Consider the following 16,116-nt stretch of genomic DNA (forward strand, 5'->3'; position numbering starts at 1 on the left):
CGTAGGGGGGGGAGGCGTGGGGGAGAAAAGGGGCGCGCGCGCGCCGCGGGGGCGGGGGGGGGGGGGGGGGGGGCGAAGCTCACGGGCTCATGCTAGCAACGGGACCCGCCGCTCAGTGGTGGAAGGCCGCCCCGTCCCCGGTGCTGGGCATGGGCCCGGTCAGCGCGTCCAGGTACGCGACCTCGTGCCGCAGGTCCTGCAGGAACGCCTCCGCCAGGTTGCGGCTGAAGCCGTTGCGCACCACCACGCGCTGCACGGTGATCTCGGTCAGGTCGGCCGGCATCGGGTAGGCGGGCACCAGCCAGCCCCGGGCGCGCAGCCGGTCCGAGAGGTGGTGGAGGTCCCAGTTCTCGGTGTGCCCCTCCCGCAGCCGCCACGCGAAGACCGGGATGTCCGTGCCGTCGTTCCACAGCTCGAAGGCCGGGATCTCGCCGATCTGCCCCGCCAGGTACGTCGCGACGTCGTGGGAGGTCCGCTGCACCCGGGTGAACCCCTCCTCGCCCAGCCGGAGGAACAGGTAGTACTGGAGCAGCACCTGCGCGCCCGGCCGGGAGAAGTTCAGGGCGAAGGTCGGCATGTCCCCGCCGAGGTAGCTGACCCGGAAGACCAGGTCCTCCGGCAGCGCCTCCCGGTCCCGCCACACGACCCAGCCCAGCCCCGGGTAGACGAGCCCGTACTTGTGGCCCGAGGTGTTGATCGAGGCCACCCGCTCGATGCGGAAATCCCACGCCAGCTCCGGCTGCACGAAGGGCGCGATCATGGCCCCCGAGGCGCCGTCCACGTGGATCCTCACGTCCAGGCCCGTCCGCTCCTCGATCTCGTCCAGGGCCTCGGCGATCCGGGCCACCGGCTCGTACATCCCCGTATAGGTGACCCCCATGATCGCGACGACGCCGATCGTGTTCTCGTCCACGTACCGGTCCAGCTCGTGCCCGTCCAGCACGCGGTGCTCCTCGCTGATCGGCACGTAGCGCGGCTCGACCTCGAAGTAGTTGCAGAACTTCTCCCAGCACACCTGCACCGCGGAGGAGAGCACCAGGTTGGGCCGCTCGGTGGACCGGCCCGCGGCCCGGCGGGCGTGCTGCCAACGGCGCTTGAGTGCGAGCCCGCCCAGCATGCACGCCTCGGAGGAGCCCACGGTGGAGGTCCCCACGGCGTCCCGCGGCTCGGGGGCGTTCCAGAGGTCGGCGAGCATCGTCCAGCAGCGGGTCTCGATGGCCGCGGTCTGCGGGTACTCGTCCTTGTCGACCATGTTCTTGTCGGCCGCCTCGGCGTACAGGCGGCCCGCCTGGTCGTCCATCCAGGTCCCGACGAAGGTCGCGAGGTTCAGGCGCGCGTTGCCGTCCAGCATCGCCTCGTCGTGGACGATCTGGTAGGCGGTCTCCGGCAGGGACTCGCCGTCGGGCAGGCTGAACTTCGGCAGCTCCGTGTCCTCGCCCGGGCGCGAGAAGACCGGGTTGAGCTCGACCGTCCGGGTGCGCCGGTCGTGGGTGTGGTCCGGGTTCGGGGTGGGGTGCACGGGGGATCCTTCCGATCGGGGCGGGCGCGGCGGCCCGCCACCTCACGACCGTAGAGCGGGCCGCGCGGCCGGACAAGGGGCATCGCGGATGTGTCGCGCCGTCCCGACGCCGGGCGGGCGTAGACTGGCACGACCTGCTACGAGTCATCGGCTGACAAGGGGTTTCGCATGGTCTTCGGTTCTTCGCGGCGCGCACGGCGGCGCGCCCGCTCCGGTCCCGCGGAGGAGGGGACGCAGCGTACCCGCACTGTGGCCCGCGTGCTGCTCGGCGCGGGGCTCGTCTTCGCGGGCACCGGCCACCTGACCTTCGCCCGGGACGAGTTCCAGGCCCAGGTGCCGGAGTTCGTGCCCCTGGACGCCGACACCACGGTGCTGGCCTCGGGCGTCGTCGAGATCGGGCTGGGCGCGGCCCTCGTCGCCGCGCGGCGGCACCGCGTCGCCGTGGGCCGGATCGCGGCGCTGTTCTTCGTCGCGGTGTTCCCGGGCAACCTCTCCCAGTGGATCAACCACCGGGACGGCTTCGGCCTGGACACCGACACCAAGCGCTTCGTCCGCCTGCTCTTCCAGCCGCTGCTCGTGGCCTGGGCCCTGTGGGCGACGTCGCGGCGGGGGCTGGGCGGCCGGAAGCGGCGCTGAGGCGCACGGCCGGGGCGCCTATCCCTCCTGCTTGATCTCCTCGAAGGCCGCCAGCGCCGCCTTCCGCGACTCCTTGAGGTCCACGATCGGCTCGCGCCCCTCCTCGGCCGCGCCCCACCGGGTGAGGTACACGCCCCGGGGGTCGAAGCGCTCGACCTGGCGGTCCGGGTTGAAGACCCGGAAGTAGGGCGCGGCGTCGGCCCCGCACCCGGCGATCCACTGCCAGTTGAACGGGTTGCTCGCGGCGTCGGCGTCCACCAGGGTGTCCCAGAACCACCGCTCGCCGATCCGCCAGTCGATCAGCAAGTTCTTGACCAGGAACGACGCCGCGACCATCCGCACCCGGTTGTGCATGGTCCCCGTGTGCCACAGCTCCCGCATGCCGGCGTCCACCAGCGCGACGCCGGTGGTCCCCGAGCGCCACGCCGCGAGCTCGTCCTCGTCCAGCTCGGGCCAGGGGAAGGCGTCGAAGCGGCGGTCGAGGTTCACCGTGGCCAGGTCCGGGTGCGCGTAGAGGGTGTGCCAGGCGAACTCGCGCCAGCCGATCTCGGAGAGGAACGACTCGACGTCGCGGCCGCTCTCCCGCGCCCGGTGCCACACCGTGTACGGGCTGATCTCGCCCCAGCGCAGGTGCGGCGAGAGCCCGGAGGTGGCGTCCTCGACGCCGGGGAGGTCCCGCTCGTCCTCGTAGTGCTCCGCGGCGTCGGACAGGAAGCGCTCCAAGCGGCGCTCCGCGGCGGCCTCACCGGGCTCCCACGCCTCGGCGATCCCGCCCGACCAGTCGGGGGCGGTGGGCAGCAGGCCCCAGTCGCCCAGGTCCTCGGAGCGCGGGTGCTCTTCCGGGGAGGGGATCCGCTCGGGTGCGGGCTCGGGCCGCCGCGGCTCGGGCTTCTCGAGGCACGCCCGCCAGAAGGGCGAGAAGACCTTGAACCGCTCGTCCTGCCGCGTCCGGACGGTCCACGGCTCGAAGAGCAGGGAGGCGGCGAAGGAGTGCGCCTCGATCCCGTCCTCGCCGAAGCCCTCCTTGAGCGCGGCGTCGACCGCCCGCTCGGGGCCGCCGTAGCGGCGGTTCCAGAGGACGAGGTCGGCCTGCGCCTCGCGGGCGACCTCGGGGACGACGTCGCCCGCCGCGCCCCGGCGCAGGACCAGCCGGCCGCCGAGCTCGGCGATCCGCTCCCCCAGGGCCGTCAGCGAGTGGTGCAGCCACCACCGCGCGGCCCCGCCCAGGGGCCGGACGCCCTCGGACACCTCGTCCAGGACGTAGAGGCAGACCACGGGCTCCCCGCGGTCCACGGCGCGGCGGAGGGCCGGGTGGTCGGAGGTGCGGAGGTCGTCCCTGAACCATACGAGGGTGCTCATGGCCGCATTCTATGCGGGCGGGGGCGCCGCTGCCCGGGGCCGCACCGGCATGTCAGGATGTTCCCATGACCCGCGACGACGCCCCGAACGACCACCTCACGATCCGACCCGCCGACCCCGCCGAGCACCCCGCCCTCCTGCGGCTGTGGCGGCGCGCCGTCGAGGCCACCCACGGCTTCCTGGACCCCGACGACGTCGACTTCTACGAGCGGGCCGTGGCCTCGTACCTGCCGCGCATGTCCGACCTGCGCGTGGCCGAGGACGCGGGGCGCGGCGTCGTCGGGTTCGTGGCCGTGGAGGACGGCGTCGTCGAGATGCTCTTCGTGGATCCCGCGGAGCACGGCCGCGGCGTCGGGACCCGGCTGCTGGAGGACGCCGTCCGGGACCTCCCGGAGGCCGCCGTGGACGTCAACGAGCAGAATCCGGGGGCCGTGGCCTTCTACCGGGCGCGCGGCTTCGAGGAGCGCGGGCGCTCGGAGCTCGACGGCGAGGGGCGGCCGTTCCCGTTGCTGCACTTGGGGAGGGCGCGGGGCTGAGGCCACCGGGGGGCCCGGTGCGGGGTTGAAGCCGCCGGAGTGCCCGGTGCGGTGCCGAGCCCATGCCGGCCGACGTCGTGCCGCTTTTGCGGAACCCGGCGTCGAGTCCGCCGATCCCGTCCGGCTGCCTGAGGACCTCCGCTAGCATCGACGTCCATGACGTCATTTCCGCCTCGGGACCGCGGACTGGACCACGCGCAAGAGACCGTGATCGCCGCACGCGTCTTCGAGACGGGGTCCGGGCCGCTCACCCTGCACATCCTCCCCACGCCGGACGAGACCCCGTCGATGACCTACCGGTTCCTCGACGCCGCCGGCGACGTCGTCGAGAGCCTCACGACCTACGGCGTCGACACCGTCCAGGCCCTCCTGTTCTGCTTGGCCGCGGCGGGCGACCGTCTGCGCGTGCTCGATCCCGAGGCGTCGTTCGCGCAGACGGGGGTCGCCGGTCTGCCGATCACCGAGCTCGGGGACCCGGTCGTGTGGCGAGCCGTCGTGACCATGCCCGCCGGGGAGGCGCCCGAGGGGTGAGCGGGGCGCTCTCAGGCGACCGCCGGCGCTTGGCCCGATGACCGGCGACGGGTCCTGCGCTGGACGAGGAACCGCCCACGGGCTCCTCGTCCCGCATCACCCGACCCGGATCGCCCTCGAGCATGCCTCGACCAGAGCGGCATCGTGGGACGCCGCGACCACCGTCCGCCCCTCCGCGTTCAGCCCGCGCAGCAGGTCGACGACGAGCGAACGGTTCGCCTCGTCCAGCGAGCCCGTCGGCTCGTCGGCGAGGATCAGCGAGCACGGCTTGATCATCAGGCGGGCGATCGCGACCCGCTGGCGCTCGCCTCCCGAGAGGGAGTGCACCGGCCGGCGCCCCATCCCCCGCAGGCCCACCCGCTCCAGGGCGCCCGAGATCGCGGGCCCCGCCGGCTCCGACCGGGGCGCGTAGGCCAGCGCCAGTTCGAGGTTCCCGGCGACCGTGGCGTCGTCGACGAGGGCCCCGTTCTGGAACAGGTACCCGATCCGGTCCCGGAACAGGCGCTGGGCCGCCCGCGTCCGGGGCCGGGGCGCGGGCCGGCCGAACAGCCGGACCTCCCCCTCGTCCGGCGCCTCCAGCAGCCCGATCATGTTGAGCAGCGTCGACTTCCCCGCGCCACTGGGCCCGGCGAGCGCCACCATCTCCCCGTCCTCCACGCGCAGGTCGCGCCCGACGACGACGGCGCGGCCCCCGTAGCCCTTCGACACGCCCCTCAGCTCGGCCACCGCCTCCCCGCTCACAGCTCCCTCAGCCTCCTCGCCAGGTGCCGACGCTCCAGGACGAGCACCGCGGCCGCCGCCAGGCACAGCTCGACGAGCGCGCACGCGCCGGCCACCGCCAGGAGCGGCGGCAGCGCCTCCCAGCCGCCCGCGCCGGCACTGCCCGCCGGGGCACCACCCACCGGCGCGGGACGCAGCTGACGGACCGCGAGGAACCCCACGGCGACGATCAGCTGCGCACCCCAGACGCCGCCCAGGAGGGCGAGCGTCTCCCGGTGCGTGCGCCAGAACCCGTGCCCGTGGAGGCGCCTGACCGTCAGGCGCAGCCGGTCCCGATCGCAGACGATCGCCACCAGCGCGACGCCCAGGACGGTCAGCGCGAGGAAGGCCACGACGGCCGCGGCGACGCTCCCGCTCAGGGCGGCCTGCAGCTGCCTCAGCTCGCCCAGGACCGCCTCGTGCGTCGTCACCAGGTGCCGCAGGTTGTCCTGCAGGCGCAGCTCCGCCAGCATCGGCTGGAGGGACCGCAGGGTGCCCGCCGGGTCCGCTCCGACCGGCACCTTCAGCGGTGCGTTGAGCTCGCCGGTCACGGCGTTGAGCCGGTCGACGGGCAGGCTGTTGGACGGCGTCATGACCTCGACGATCGGGTCCTCGACCAGGTGCCCGTCCTCCGGGGCGACGAGGGTGCTGAAGCCGAAGACCCGCTGCCCGGCGGCGGTCCAGACGATGCGCACCGCCTGCTCCCGGAACCGGTCCGGCGGCGCGCTCCCGAGCATGCCCTCGCTGGCCTGGACCGCGCCGTCTACGCCTCCGGACCCGATGCGCCGCGCGGTGAACAGCTCCCGCAGCCGCTCCTCCTGATCGCGGTACGTCTCCGGCACCGCGACGACCCACGCGGTCTCCTCCGGCGCGACGCCGACGCGCCCACCGTCCGCGTCCAGCAGCGGGTACCGCTCCAGGTAGTTGGCGTTCACCCTGATCACGGGTCGCGGGGGTTCGACGCCGCCGGTCGGGTCCTCGCTCGGCCCACCGGCCTCGTACGCCGAGGCGTCGACGAACAGGGCCCCCGCGGCGTCGAGCGCCTCGTACAGCGGCCCCGCCTCGGCGGCCTTGCTCGCGTGGCCCCCGGCCTCGATCTCCCCCAGGTCCTCGCCCACCGACCGCGGGTAGAACACGGCGTACGATCCGGTGTCCTCCCAGGTCCCGAGGCTGCCCTCGCGGGAGGCCAGCTCCCCCGCCTGGGTCAGGGCCTGCAGGACGATCAGGAACAGGGCGACGCCGCAGGCGCCCTTCACGCTCGCCAGTATGCCGGTGATGACTCGTCCCCGGCCGCCGCGGGAGACCGACGGGATCCGATGAGGTCCGGGCGCCGACGCCTCGCGGGCACCGACTCGGACCCGGTCACGGGCGCGAACATGGGCATGGGCACGGCTACGAGCACGGTCATGGTCACGGGGCGGCGTCATCGCAACCCTCCTTTCATCAGCTCCGCCGCGTGGATGCGCTGGATGACGAGGATCCCTCCCAGGGCGGTCGAGAGCACGACGGCGCCCGCGGCAGCCCCCGATGCCGCGAGGGTCCGCAGGAGCAGGTCGGCGTCGGCCCCCGGCAGCAGCACCGCGATCGCTCCGCCCCCGGCCGAACCGAGGACCGCCGCGAGCAGTGCCCACCGGCCCACGACGCGGTACCAGACCAGCCGCCGCGAGTACCCCAGGAGCCGCAGGACGCCCACGGTGCGGGCGTCGCGGACGAGCATCGCCAGGGCCACCAGCACCGCCACGGCCCCCAGGAGCCAGGGCACCGCGCCCGACGCCAAGACCCGTCCCTCCTCGTGCCCTCCGGCCGGTGGCGGGCCCTCCAGGTCGGCGCGCACCACCTCGGTCGCCCCCGCCTGCACCATGTGCGCGAGGATCCTCTCCAGGAACCGGTCCCGTCGGTCCCGGTCCGGGGCCTCCAGGGTGTAGAGGCCCGCCGTCGGCACTCTGTCGAACGCCAGGGCCAGCGGGGCGACCGTGAGCTCGTACCGGTGGGCGAGCACGCGCGGAACCCCCGTCGTCACGACGCCGTCCGGCCGCTCCGCCGCGTCGGTGGTCGCCAGCGCCGTGGCCGCGCGCAGCTCACCCGCCGCGGGCCACCGCCCCGAGGCCAGGGAGTACTCGGCGAAGAGCCGGGTCTCGCCGCTCCCCGGGAAGACGAAGTGCCCGACGGTCGGCCGCCCCACCGCATCGCCGCCGACCGACCGGATGACGGTCGTGCCGGTCTCCGTGGCGGCCTCCTCGAGCACCGCCAGCGTCTCGCCGGGATCGGAGAGCGCCGGGTGGTCGGGCCAGGCGAAGGCCTCGCCCACCCGCTGCCCCGCCCCGCGGTCACGCGCCTCCCGGTGCGCGACCTCCCCGAGGACGACCGTCGCCGAGGTGCCCAGCAGGGCCCCCGTCAGCAGAACGCACCACGCGGCCCTCACGCCCACGCCGCCGGAGTCCCCACGGTCAGTACGTGTTCCAGTAGGTCCGGCAGGTGTGTCCCGCCCCGGACGTCACGGAGGTCCTCGACCATGCGGTGCACGCCAGGGCTGCCATGATCCTTCTGATCCTCGTCACGGGATCACCTCCTTCAGCACGATGCCGACCTCCCACCGTGGCACCGTTGCCCGGCGGTACGGCGTCGATGCTCCCAGGCTAGGGCGGGGGCAGGAAGCCGGATCGACCGCGCTGACGGCACATGTGCCGATCTCGGCATGCTGGCTCTCCTCACAGGGGTCGTCGTCCTCCTCGGCCTCCTCATGGAGCCCCGGTGATCAACGAGGCAAGGTTCAAGGACCGACGGCGCTGAGCGCCAAGTGGGAGCCATCCCCGCGGGCAGGCGTCTTCACTGCCGAGAAGTCGTCCGGCCGCGTGTAGGATGCGCGCCATGAGCGATGAGAGCCCCCGCCACCCATGCACGAGGCTGAGACGATTGGTCCTCGCCGCCGTCGTCGCCGTGGCGCTGCTCTGCTCGGCCGGTTGTTCCGCACCAGAGGCGGATTCCGGCGGCCCCTCCGGAGCGGGGACCGGGGACCCGGCGTCGTCCGCCCCTGCAGCATCAGGTTCAGTGTCACCCGTCCCCGCGACGTCCGACTCAACGTCACCCGCCCCCGCGGCGTCGGCCGCGGACGGATCCCCCACCGCACCGCCGGCGGGCGCCGCCTTCGACTACCAGCTCGGCGGCCCCTACGACCCTCCGGGCGGTGCGACCACGGTCGTGCGCGACCGCACCGCCCCGCCCGCCGGCCGCGGCTACGACGTCTGCTACGTCAACGGCTTCCAGACCCAGCCCGGCGAGTCGAGTCGATGGCTCGAGGAGCGGCCGGACCTCGTGCTGCGCGACCGCGACGGCGAGCCGCTGGCCGACCCCGGCTGGCCCGACGAGTACCTCCTGGACACCTCCACCGCCGGGAAGCGGGAGCGCATCGCGGACGTCGTCGGGCCCTGGATCGAGGGGTGCGCGCGGGACGGGTACGACGCCGTCGAGGTGGACAACCTCGACTCCCACCTCCGCTCCGAAGGGGCGCTGACCGCGGAGGACAACGAGGCGCTGGCGGCCCTGCTGGTCGAGGCGGCGCACCGGAGCGGCCTGGCGATCGCGCAGAAGAACGCGGTCGAGCAGTCGGCCCGGCTGCGGGCGCTGGGCTTCGACTTCGCGATCACCGAGTCCTGCCGCGCCTTCGACGAGTGCGACGCCGCCGCGGACGCGTACCCCGTGGTGCTCGACGTCGAGTACACCGATGAGCTCGGCCGGGACGGCTTCACCTCCGCGTGCGAGGGCTCCGGCCCGGCCGTGCCGACGATCCTGCGGGACCCCGAGCTGCTGCTCGCGGGGCGCTCCGGCCACGTCTACGAATCCTGCCCCGCATCGGGCTGACGACGCGGAGGGGGCGGTAGTCAGCCCTCGACCGACGACGCGGACGAGCGGCGGTCAGCCCCCCCCCTGGCTGACGACGCGGACGGGCCGCGGTCAGTCCTCGGACGACGCGGGCGGCCGGAGGCCCGACCCCCGGTCAGGCCCCGTGCCCCTCCGAATCCCGCAGGGCGGCGTTCAGGGCGGTCACGAGGCCGTCAAAGTCCGCGAGGAGGCGTGACCGCTCGGCGTCGTCGCACCAGGCGGCCTCGAAGCCGGTGCGGGCGATGCGCACCGCGTCGGGGAGGTCGAGCCCCATCCGGGGGAGTGCCTCGACGTACTCCTTGCCGATGTCCGTCTTGAAGAAGACGGCGTCGTCGGTCGCGAAGGTCACCCGGAGGCCCGCGTCCACCATCCGGGCGATGCGGTGCGCGTCGGAGAACTCCCATCCGGAGAGCATCGCCGTGGAGTGGGGCGTGCAGACGAAGGGGACGCCGGCGTCGAGGGCGCGCTCCAGGACGGCCTCGTCGTCGACGACCCGGTACCCGTGGTCGACCCGGTCCACCTGCAGCTCGTCCAGGGCGATGAGCACGTTCTCCGGCGGCATGGTCAGGTTCTCGCCCACGTGCGCCGTGGTGCGCAGCCCGTGCCGGCGGGCCAGGGCGTACGCCTCCGCGAAACGGCGGGGGTCCTCCCCCCGCTCCGGGGTGATGTCGTCCTTGCCGATGCCGAGCACCCGGTCACGAGGGTGGTCGAGCACGGTGCGCACCATCTGCGTCGCCGCAGAGGCGGGCAGCGAGCGGTTGATGGAGGGGACGATCCCGAACCCCACGCCGAAGTCGCGCTCCGCCTGCAGCAGGCCGTCGCTCATGGCGTCGATCAGCGAGGGGTAGTCGATGCCGCGGTCCGCGAAGTTGTCCGGGTTGACGAAGTACTCCCGGTACCTGAGGTTGCCCGACCGGACGGCGTCCTCCACGCCCTCGTAGGCGACGCGGGCGATCTCGTCCCCCCGCGTGAGGGCGTGGTGGGCGGCGTTGAAGACGTCGAGGAAGTCGGGCAGGCCCTCGTAGTCGAGGAGCGAGTCGAGGTCGTCGGTGCGCAGCGGCACGCGGTGCTCCGCGCAGAGCTCGAGCAGGGTCGAGACGCGCATGGTCGACACGAAATGGCAGTGCAGCTCGGCCTTGGGAATCAGGCGCAGGTAGTCGTCGCGGTTCATGTGCGTTTCCCCTTCGTATCGTATCGGTGGTGCGGGCGCCCTCTCGTCACGGGTGGGCGAGCAGCCGCCCCAGGCCCCCGCGCACCGCGCGCTGGAGCCGCCGCGCCCGCCGCAGCCCGACGTAGAGCCGGTACCGCCAGGCCGTGACCGGGATGTCCCACGTCCCCGTCAGGTTCACGTCGTAGCCGCCGAAGGAGCGCTTGAAGCCGCTGAACCCCGCCCAGGGGTGCTCGGGGTCGTCGGTGGGCGCGATGCCGAACAGGTCAGCGATCTCCTGGCCGCGCGCGGCGGCGTCGAGGATCGCCTGGACGACCATCGGCTGGTTGGGGCGCAGCTTCCGCTGCCCCTCCTTCATCGCCGAGTGGGCGAAGATCCTGGTGCTCGGCGAGTCGTAGACCATCATCGCGCAGACCGGCTCGCCGCGGTGGCGGGTCACGTACACCGTCGCGGCGTCGCGGGGCAGGAGGGTGCGGGCGGCCTCGCGGAGGTAGCCGGCGTCGTGCGCCCGGAAGTCGTTGCGCTGCGCCGAGCCCTCGAGCAGGCCGATCAGCACCTCGACCTCCCCCGGGTCGCTGCTGGCCGTGATGCTCAGGTCCTTGTCGCGGTGGCGCCGCCAGAGGTTCCGGTTGGTTCCGGTCATGTCCCGGAGGATCTCCTCCTCGGAGCGCGCGACGTCGATCCAGCGGCTGCGGCGCGGCTGGATGTCCCGCGGCGCGGCGACGGCGCGCGAGCGCCCCAGGACCCGGGAGGCCTCGCCCGTCCCCGCGGCGGCCGGGCCGCGCACGACGTCGAGGATCGGCTCCACGCGCAGCCACCCGGCCCCCGCCGCACGGGCGGCCTCGCGCAGGCTCCGCAGGGCGGCGGCGAGCTGCTCGGGCCCCTCCGCGACCGGCCCGTAGGGCAGGTACCAGCACGTGCCGACCGCCGTGCTCTCCTCCACGACCAGGGCCCGCCACCCCTCCCCGGAGAGGCTGCGCACCGGCCGGTCGACCCGGCCCTGGAAGTCGCCCCACGCCGCGCTCTGGAGGACGCTCTGGGGCCCCACGACGGTGCGTGGGCGGGTGCGCTGCTCGGTCATGCTGGTCCAACCTCGCGGATCTCGAGAAAAATGCAGTGTTGACCAGTCTATTCATCGGGCGTCACATACGTCACATATGACGCGCGAACCGGGGTCTGGTACAGACCCTCCGGACGGCTCGCCCGCGCCTCAGCGGAAGGGGCGCTCCGCCCGCATCAGCCGCCGCGCCAGCTCCTCGCGCCCGGCCAGGCCCGTCTTCTTCAGCGCGTTGGCCACGTGGTTCTCCACGGTCCGCGTGCTCAGCCCCAGGCGCTGCGCGATCTCGGCGTTGGTGAGCATGCCCGCCAGCATCCCGACCTCCGCCTCGCGCCGGGACAGGCCCGTGACCGCCTCCTCGGCGGCGTCGCGCGAGGGGCCCAGCAGCCGCGCGAGCTCCTCCGCGCGCCGGTCCTCGCCGCGCCCCGCCACCAGCGCACCGCGGCGGCAACCATGCGCGCGGAGGTCGGCGCGAAGCCGGCGGGCAGGGCCGCGAGGATCCGCCCGGCCTCGTCCGCCCGGCCCGCCTCGAGCGCCCCGGCGAGGGGCTGCAGGAAGCTCAGGGGCGAGGAGCCCCGCGGCGCGGGGATGCCCGCGATGGCCGCGAACAGCTCCGGGCCCGCGTGCCGCTGCAGCGCCCCCACCCCCGTGTGCAGGGCGGCGATGACGTAGCCCCGCTCCACGCGCGCCCGGATCACCTCCGCGGCGGCCCGGTCGAAGCGCTCGGGGTCCTCCTCGACCATCGCCCGCACGAGGTCCCCGCCCATCCCGTAGAGCGGTCCGACGCCGGGGGCGTAGGAGGAGCCGTCCCGCCACAGCGCGTCCCGCAGCGCGTAGCGGCCCCGGTCGTGCGCGTCGACGGCCGCCCAGTGCAGCATGGCGCCGAAGAAGGTCGAGCTCACGACGCCGGGCTGCCCCACGCTCAGCGCCGCGCTGAGGATCGAGTGCGACGCCGCGGGGTCGCCCCAGTGCCGCTCGATCAGCGCCAGCCCGTGCGAGGCGATGAGGAAGGTGTCCCGGTCCGCGTCGGCCGAGGCCTCCTCCAGGAGGGCGCGCAGCCGCAGGATCGCCTCGTCGATGCGCCCGTCCAGGTACAGCACGTGGCAGCGCAGGGCGGCGCTGAGCCGGCTCGCGCCGAGCCGCTCGGAGAGGTCGCGGGCGGCGTCGATGCGGCCGGTGACGATCGCGCGGATCACGCAGCGGTCGGGGTCCGAGTCCTCCGGCGGGGACTCGAGGTCGTCGTCGGCGATCACCGCGAGGGCCTCGACGAGGGAGCGCGGGTCGGGGAACGGCTCGGCCCCCGACGGCGCCCCGTCCGCTCCCTCCTGACCCCCGGCGGCCCGCAGCGCCTGGCGCAGCAGCTCGACGTACCCCGCGGAGAAGGTGGGGCCCAGGTCCTCCAGCCAGGCGAGGACCTCGCGGAACCGCGCGGACTCCCCGGCCGAGCCGAAGGCGGCGTCGAGGTACCTGACGGCCCGGGCCTCCGTGGGGCGCTCCGCCCACCGTGCGTAGCGCTGCGCCGCCCGCCGCCGCGCGGCGTCCTGCATGCGCCGGGCGAGCATCACGGCGCGCCGCTCCGGCAGGTCGGCCGACGGTTCGCCGGGAAGGTCGGGACCGGCGGGAGGTCCCCGGCGGCGTCGCCGGTCAGCGCCATCCGCGCCAGGGTGCTCAGGCCGCGCTGGTAGCGGTCGGCGAGGATCGGCGGCCAGACGTGGATCCGGCGCGCCCCGCCCTCCGCCGCCTCCGCGAGGAGCCCGCGCCGCTCCAGGCCCACGAGGGCCTCGGCGGGGTGGGCGGCGATCAGCTCGGCCGGCGCGGCCGCGCCCCGCAGCGCGATGACCGCGAGCGCCTCCCGCTCGGCGCGCGGGAGGCCCTGCAGCCGGGCGTCGATGACGGGGGCCAGGTGCTGGTTCCACAGCGAGTCGGAGGCCACCCGCCACTGGCCGAACGCGAGCTCGATGTGCCCGGCGACCCGCGCGGTGGTGATGATGCTGGCCGAGAGGCCGGGGATGCCGCCGGACTTGGCGAGCACGCGGGCCGCGAGCATCGGCTCGGGCGGGGCGCCGAGCAGCTGCGCGGCCATCTCGACGACGTCGTCCGCGGTCATGGCGGGCATCGCGACGCCCACCTCGGCCGCGGCGGAGACGGGCCGGTCCAAGTCCTCGGGGTCCGCGACGCCGTGCCGCACCGCCCGGACCACGGGGACGCGCATCCGGCGCACGGCCCGGGCGAGGATGCCCGCCGAGACGGCGTCGATCTCGTGGGCGTCGTCCAGGAGCAGGACGGGGTGGCCCTCGGCGCTCCACGCGGCGCAGAGCCGATCCACCGCGGCGTCGACGCCGGTGGCCGCGGAGGACCCCGCGGGCGGCCAGGGAATGCCGAGCTGGGCGATCAGCTGCCCGGACATCCGTCGGGGAAGCTGCCCGCCCCCGCCGCGGTGCACGGTGTGGCCGAGGCGGCCCAGCCGCTCGGCGAGGCGGTCCATGACCGCGCTGCGGCCGCTGCCCTGGACCCCGGTGAGCCGGACGTTGGCGCCGGCCATGAGCGCCCGGCCGACCTCGTCCACCACCCGGGAGAAGTAGAAGCCCATGCCCGCCTTCCTGAGGCCCCCCGGTGAGGCGGGCGCGGGGCCCGGGGCCGTCCGTCGGCGCCGGAACACCTCGGGGCGCTCCCGTCCATTCTGCCTGCGGCCGCGGGGAGGGGCCATCGGATACGGCGCCGCGGGCCCGATGTGACGCGGCAGGGGGATCAGCCCCGCCCGCCGGGGGCGCCGGATGCGGTGGGCCGGTGCGCCCCACCGGGTGCGGCAGGCCGGTGCGCCTCGCCGGCTGCGCCGGGCCGGCCGGGGCCGCGCAGCCCTCGCCGCCGACGGGAGGGCCCCGCGGCTCGTCGGGGTCGCGCAGCTGCCAGGCGTAGGCGGCCAGCACTGCCGCCGCCAGGACTACGATCGCGGCGATCCCGCCCGGCGTCTTGAGCAGCGTGGCCAGGAACCCGACGCCGGGCAGCGTCACGACCTCCCGCCCCACGGTCGTCAGCGCGTAGGGTTCGGGGTCGGGAAACGTTCGCGTCGCCCTGCAGGGTGAGGACGCGCCGCCGCCCACGGGCTCGGTCGCGATCACGCGGTGGGTCACGAGCCCCTCGCCGTGGGGCCGCGGGACGGTGACGACGTCGCCGACCGCGACGTCCACGGCCGGCACCTGCCGCACCACCACGAGCGACCCGGTCGGGATGGCGGGCTCCATCGAGCCGGTCACGACCACCTGGGGACGCCACCCGAGGACGAGGCCGAGCACGAACAGGACGATGCACGCGAGGCCGAGCAGGGCCCCGCCCCAGAGGACCACGGAGCGCACGACGTCGGCGACCCCGGCGAGGCCCCGGGCCGGTGCTCCTCTTGCCGGTCCCGGTGAGGCCGCCGCGCCGCGGACGACGCCGGGACAGGCGACGCCATGACAGACGACGCCGGGGTGGGCGGCGTCGGGACGGCGGGCCCTCGGGCGCCGGGTTGGGCGTGGGCGCCGGGCCGGGCGTGGACGCCGGGCCGGGCGCGGGCGCCGGGTTGGGCGTGGGCGCCGGGCCGAGCGAGACCGCGGGGGCGTCGGGGGCCGCGGCGTCGGGTGCGGCGGACGGGGAGGGATGGCGCAGGGTCACGATGATGTTCCTTCGAGGGTCAGGGTGAGGCGGGTCGCCGCCGTGGAGACGGCGCTCGTCCGGTCGTTGTCGAGCAGATGGGCGTAGAGGACGACGCGGGCCCGGCTGGCCGCGGGTCCGGTCCACGGGTCCCCGCCGGCGAGGGGTCCCCTCGCGGGGCGACAGGCGCAGCGCCGCACCGGAGGGGATCTCCGCCGCGGGGAGGCCGCGCGAGGGATCGGCCGGGTCCCCGAAGAGCACGCGCCCGCCGGCGGACGGATCCGCGGCGGGCGGGTCCCCGGGCGGGTCCCGGCGGTGCCCGAGGGCACGACGGCGGCCGAGAAGCGGTACTCCCCCGCCAGCTCCCCCTCGGGAGCCACCCGCACGGTCGCCTGGGCCTCGGAGCCGCGGGTGTTGTTGAAGACGTCCAGGCCCAGCTCCGCGGTGCTGCCCGGCACCATCCGGTCGAGGGCCCCGAAGCGTCCGCTCAGGGAGTCGCCCTCGGTCAGGTGGACGCGGCCCGCGGCGTCGACCGCGCCGATCGCGAACGAGCTGGAGTAGGCGGCGTTGAGGAACCCCCGGTCGGTGTAGGCGGCGGCGGTGGTGCCCCCGGGCCCGTGGAGCCCGCCCAGCGCGAGGGCGAGGACCGCCGCGCCGCAGAGCGCGGTGCCCGCCCGGAGAAGACTCGCGCGAGGACGGCGGTCCCGGGGCTCATCCGGGCGGCGCCTCCCCCGGCGCGGCGGGATCCGACGGCTCATGAGAACTCCACCTCCGTGCTGAACCGCTCGCCCGCGGTGGTCTCCCCCACGACGTCGAGGTCGAGCGGGAACCCCGCGAGGTACGCCTCCCGGGGCGCGTCCGGGGCGAGCCAGACCCTGACCTCCACGACCGCGCTCCCCCCGCCGTCGGCGGGCAGCCGCGGCAGCGCGACGCCACCCGAGGCCGCGAGGCGGTCGGGCTGCACCGGAACCCCGCCGGGCAGGAGGGGCGCGCCCTCGGCGTAGACGCCCATCCGCAGCGCGCTCCACGTGCCGTCGGAGAC

Annotated in this window: 16 protein-coding genes and 1 pseudogene; 4 read left to right on the top strand and 13 right to left on the bottom strand. The window is 75.1% G+C overall.

The features are described 5' to 3' along the window. Window positions 1-112 precede the first annotated feature (112 nt). Entirely contained in the window at window positions 113-1,519 is a 1,407-nt protein-coding gene (gene gad, locus NBM05_RS14020; protein ID WP_254168726.1) for a glutamate decarboxylase, read from the bottom strand. 168 nt (window positions 1,520-1,687) lie between these two features. Between gad and NBM05_RS14025 the strand changes: the two genes are divergently transcribed. Further along, a complete protein-coding gene (locus NBM05_RS14025; RefSeq protein WP_254168728.1) occupies window positions 1,688-2,155 on the top strand; it encodes a DoxX family protein in 468 nt (155 codons plus the stop codon). A gap of 18 nt (window positions 2,156-2,173) precedes the next feature. On the opposite strand, the gene NBM05_RS14030 is transcribed toward NBM05_RS14025, so the two are convergent. Next, complete coding sequence (locus NBM05_RS14030) at window positions 2,174-3,514, bottom strand: cryptochrome/photolyase family protein (RefSeq protein WP_254168729.1); 1,341 nt, start codon at window positions 3,512-3,514, stop codon at window positions 2,174-2,176. Window positions 3,515-3,579: 65 nt separating this feature from the next. Here NBM05_RS14030 and NBM05_RS14035 point away from each other — a divergent pair, with 65 nt between their 5' ends. Together NBM05_RS14035 and NBM05_RS14040 are read left to right on the top strand one after the other, a co-directional pair. Further along, a complete protein-coding gene (locus NBM05_RS14035; protein ID WP_254168731.1) occupies window positions 3,580-4,050 on the top strand; it encodes an acetyltransferase in 471 nt (156 codons plus the stop codon). A gap of 156 nt (window positions 4,051-4,206) precedes the next feature. Continuing rightward, entirely contained in the window at window positions 4,207-4,581 is a 375-nt protein-coding gene (locus tag NBM05_RS14040) for a hypothetical protein (RefSeq protein WP_254168732.1), read from the top strand. Between the two features lie 96 nt (window positions 4,582-4,677). On the opposite strand, the gene NBM05_RS14045 is transcribed toward NBM05_RS14040, so the two are convergent. From NBM05_RS14045 to NBM05_RS14055, 3 genes are all read right to left on the bottom strand, one after another. Beyond that, window positions 4,678-5,322 (bottom strand): ATP-binding cassette domain-containing protein, encoded by a 645-nt coding sequence (locus tag NBM05_RS14045; protein ID WP_254168734.1) that lies wholly within the window; start codon window positions 5,320-5,322, stop codon window positions 4,678-4,680. After that, complete coding sequence (locus NBM05_RS14050) at window positions 5,319-6,596, bottom strand: bacteriocin-associated integral membrane family protein (RefSeq protein ID WP_254168736.1); 1,278 nt, start codon at window positions 6,594-6,596, stop codon at window positions 5,319-5,321. Before NBM05_RS14050 ends, NBM05_RS14045 begins: the two co-directional genes overlap by 4 nt. Window positions 6,597-6,763: 167 nt before the next feature. Further along, window positions 6,764-7,768 (bottom strand): hypothetical protein, encoded by a 1,005-nt coding sequence (locus NBM05_RS14055; RefSeq protein WP_254168738.1) that lies wholly within the window; start codon window positions 7,766-7,768, stop codon window positions 6,764-6,766. A gap of 620 nt (window positions 7,769-8,388) precedes the next feature. Between NBM05_RS14055 and NBM05_RS14060 the strand changes: the two genes are divergently transcribed. Further along, entirely contained in the window at window positions 8,389-9,198 is an 810-nt protein-coding gene (locus NBM05_RS14060) for an endo alpha-1,4 polygalactosaminidase (RefSeq protein ID WP_254168740.1), read from the top strand. A 136-nt stretch (window positions 9,199-9,334) separates the two neighbouring features. Here the strand turns inward: NBM05_RS14060 and add are convergent, their stop codons facing one another. The 8 genes and pseudogenes from add to NBM05_RS14095 all read right to left on the bottom strand — a co-directional run. Further along, a complete protein-coding gene (add, locus tag NBM05_RS14065) occupies window positions 9,335-10,390 on the bottom strand; it encodes an adenosine deaminase (protein ID WP_254168742.1) in 1,056 nt (351 codons plus the stop codon). Between the two features lie 46 nt (window positions 10,391-10,436). Further along, complete coding sequence (locus NBM05_RS14070) at window positions 10,437-11,468, bottom strand: lipid II:glycine glycyltransferase FemX (RefSeq protein ID WP_254168751.1); 1,032 nt, start codon at window positions 11,466-11,468, stop codon at window positions 10,437-10,439. Window positions 11,469-11,597: 129 nt separating this feature from the next. Continuing rightward, window positions 11,598-11,747, bottom strand: a complete 150-nt coding sequence (locus NBM05_RS14075; protein ID WP_254168753.1) for a response regulator transcription factor — start codon at window positions 11,745-11,747, stop codon at window positions 11,598-11,600. Continuing rightward, window positions 11,708-12,991, bottom strand: coding sequence for a hypothetical protein (locus NBM05_RS14080; protein WP_254168755.1), 1,284 nt, complete (start codon window positions 12,989-12,991; stop codon window positions 11,708-11,710). The genes NBM05_RS14075 and NBM05_RS14080 overlap by 40 nt, the downstream gene beginning before the upstream one ends. 14 nt (window positions 12,992-13,005) lie before the next feature. Then, entirely contained in the window at window positions 13,006-14,034 is a 1,029-nt protein-coding gene (locus NBM05_RS14085) for a hypothetical protein (RefSeq protein ID WP_254168757.1), read from the bottom strand. Between the two features lie 331 nt (window positions 14,035-14,365). After that, a pseudogene (locus NBM05_RS15935) lies at window positions 14,366-14,797 on the bottom strand (signal peptidase I); the annotation flags it as partial. A gap of 294 nt (window positions 14,798-15,091) precedes the next feature. After that, the gene (locus NBM05_RS14090; RefSeq protein WP_254168759.1) at window positions 15,092-15,832 is read right to left on the bottom strand and encodes a hypothetical protein; all 741 of its coding nucleotides are present in this window, start codon (window positions 15,830-15,832) and stop codon (window positions 15,092-15,094) included. Continuing rightward, window positions 15,829-16,116 (bottom strand): hypothetical protein (locus tag NBM05_RS14095; RefSeq protein ID WP_254168761.1); only part of this gene is annotated, 288 nt, incomplete at its 5' end. The genes NBM05_RS14090 and NBM05_RS14095, both read right to left, overlap by 4 nt.

The sequence above is a fragment of the Rothia santali genome (genome assembly GCF_024199905.1).
Taxonomy (GTDB): domain Bacteria; phylum Actinomycetota; class Actinomycetes; order Actinomycetales; family Micrococcaceae; genus Rothia; species Rothia santali.

What these genes read in the sequence shown, in the direction of transcription:
- NBM05_RS14025 (WP_254168728.1), top strand. Translation starts at nt 1,688, where the DNA reads ATGGTCTTCGGTTCTTCGCGGCGCGCACGGCGGCGCGCCCGCTCCGGT.
- NBM05_RS14030 (WP_254168729.1), bottom strand. Translation starts at nt 3,514, where the DNA reads ATGAGCACCCTCGTATGGTTCAGGGACGACCTCCGCACCTCCGACCAC.
- NBM05_RS14035 (WP_254168731.1), top strand. Translation starts at nt 3,580, where the DNA reads ATGACCCGCGACGACGCCCCGAACGACCACCTCACGATCCGACCCGCC.
- NBM05_RS14040 (WP_254168732.1), top strand. Translation starts at nt 4,207, where the DNA reads ATGACGTCATTTCCGCCTCGGGACCGCGGACTGGACCACGCGCAAGAG.
- add (WP_254168742.1), bottom strand. Translation starts at nt 10,390, where the DNA reads ATGAACCGCGACGACTACCTGCGCCTGATTCCCAAGGCCGAGCTGCAC.
- NBM05_RS14070 (WP_254168751.1), bottom strand. Translation starts at nt 11,468, where the DNA reads ATGACCGAGCAGCGCACCCGCCCACGCACCGTCGTGGGGCCCCAGAGC.
- NBM05_RS14075 (WP_254168753.1), bottom strand. Translation starts at nt 11,747, where the DNA reads ATGCTCACCAACGCCGAGATCGCGCAGCGCCTGGGGCTGAGCACGCGG.
- NBM05_RS14080 (WP_254168755.1), bottom strand. Translation starts at nt 12,991, where the DNA reads ATGCAGGACGCCGCGCGGCGGCGGGCGGCGCAGCGCTACGCACGGTGG.
- NBM05_RS14085 (WP_254168757.1), bottom strand. Translation starts at nt 14,034, where the DNA reads ATGGGCTTCTACTTCTCCCGGGTGGTGGACGAGGTCGGCCGGGCGCTC.
- NBM05_RS14090 (WP_254168759.1), bottom strand. Translation starts at nt 15,832, where the DNA reads ATGAGCCGTCGGATCCCGCCGCGCCGGGGGAGGCGCCGCCCGGATGAG.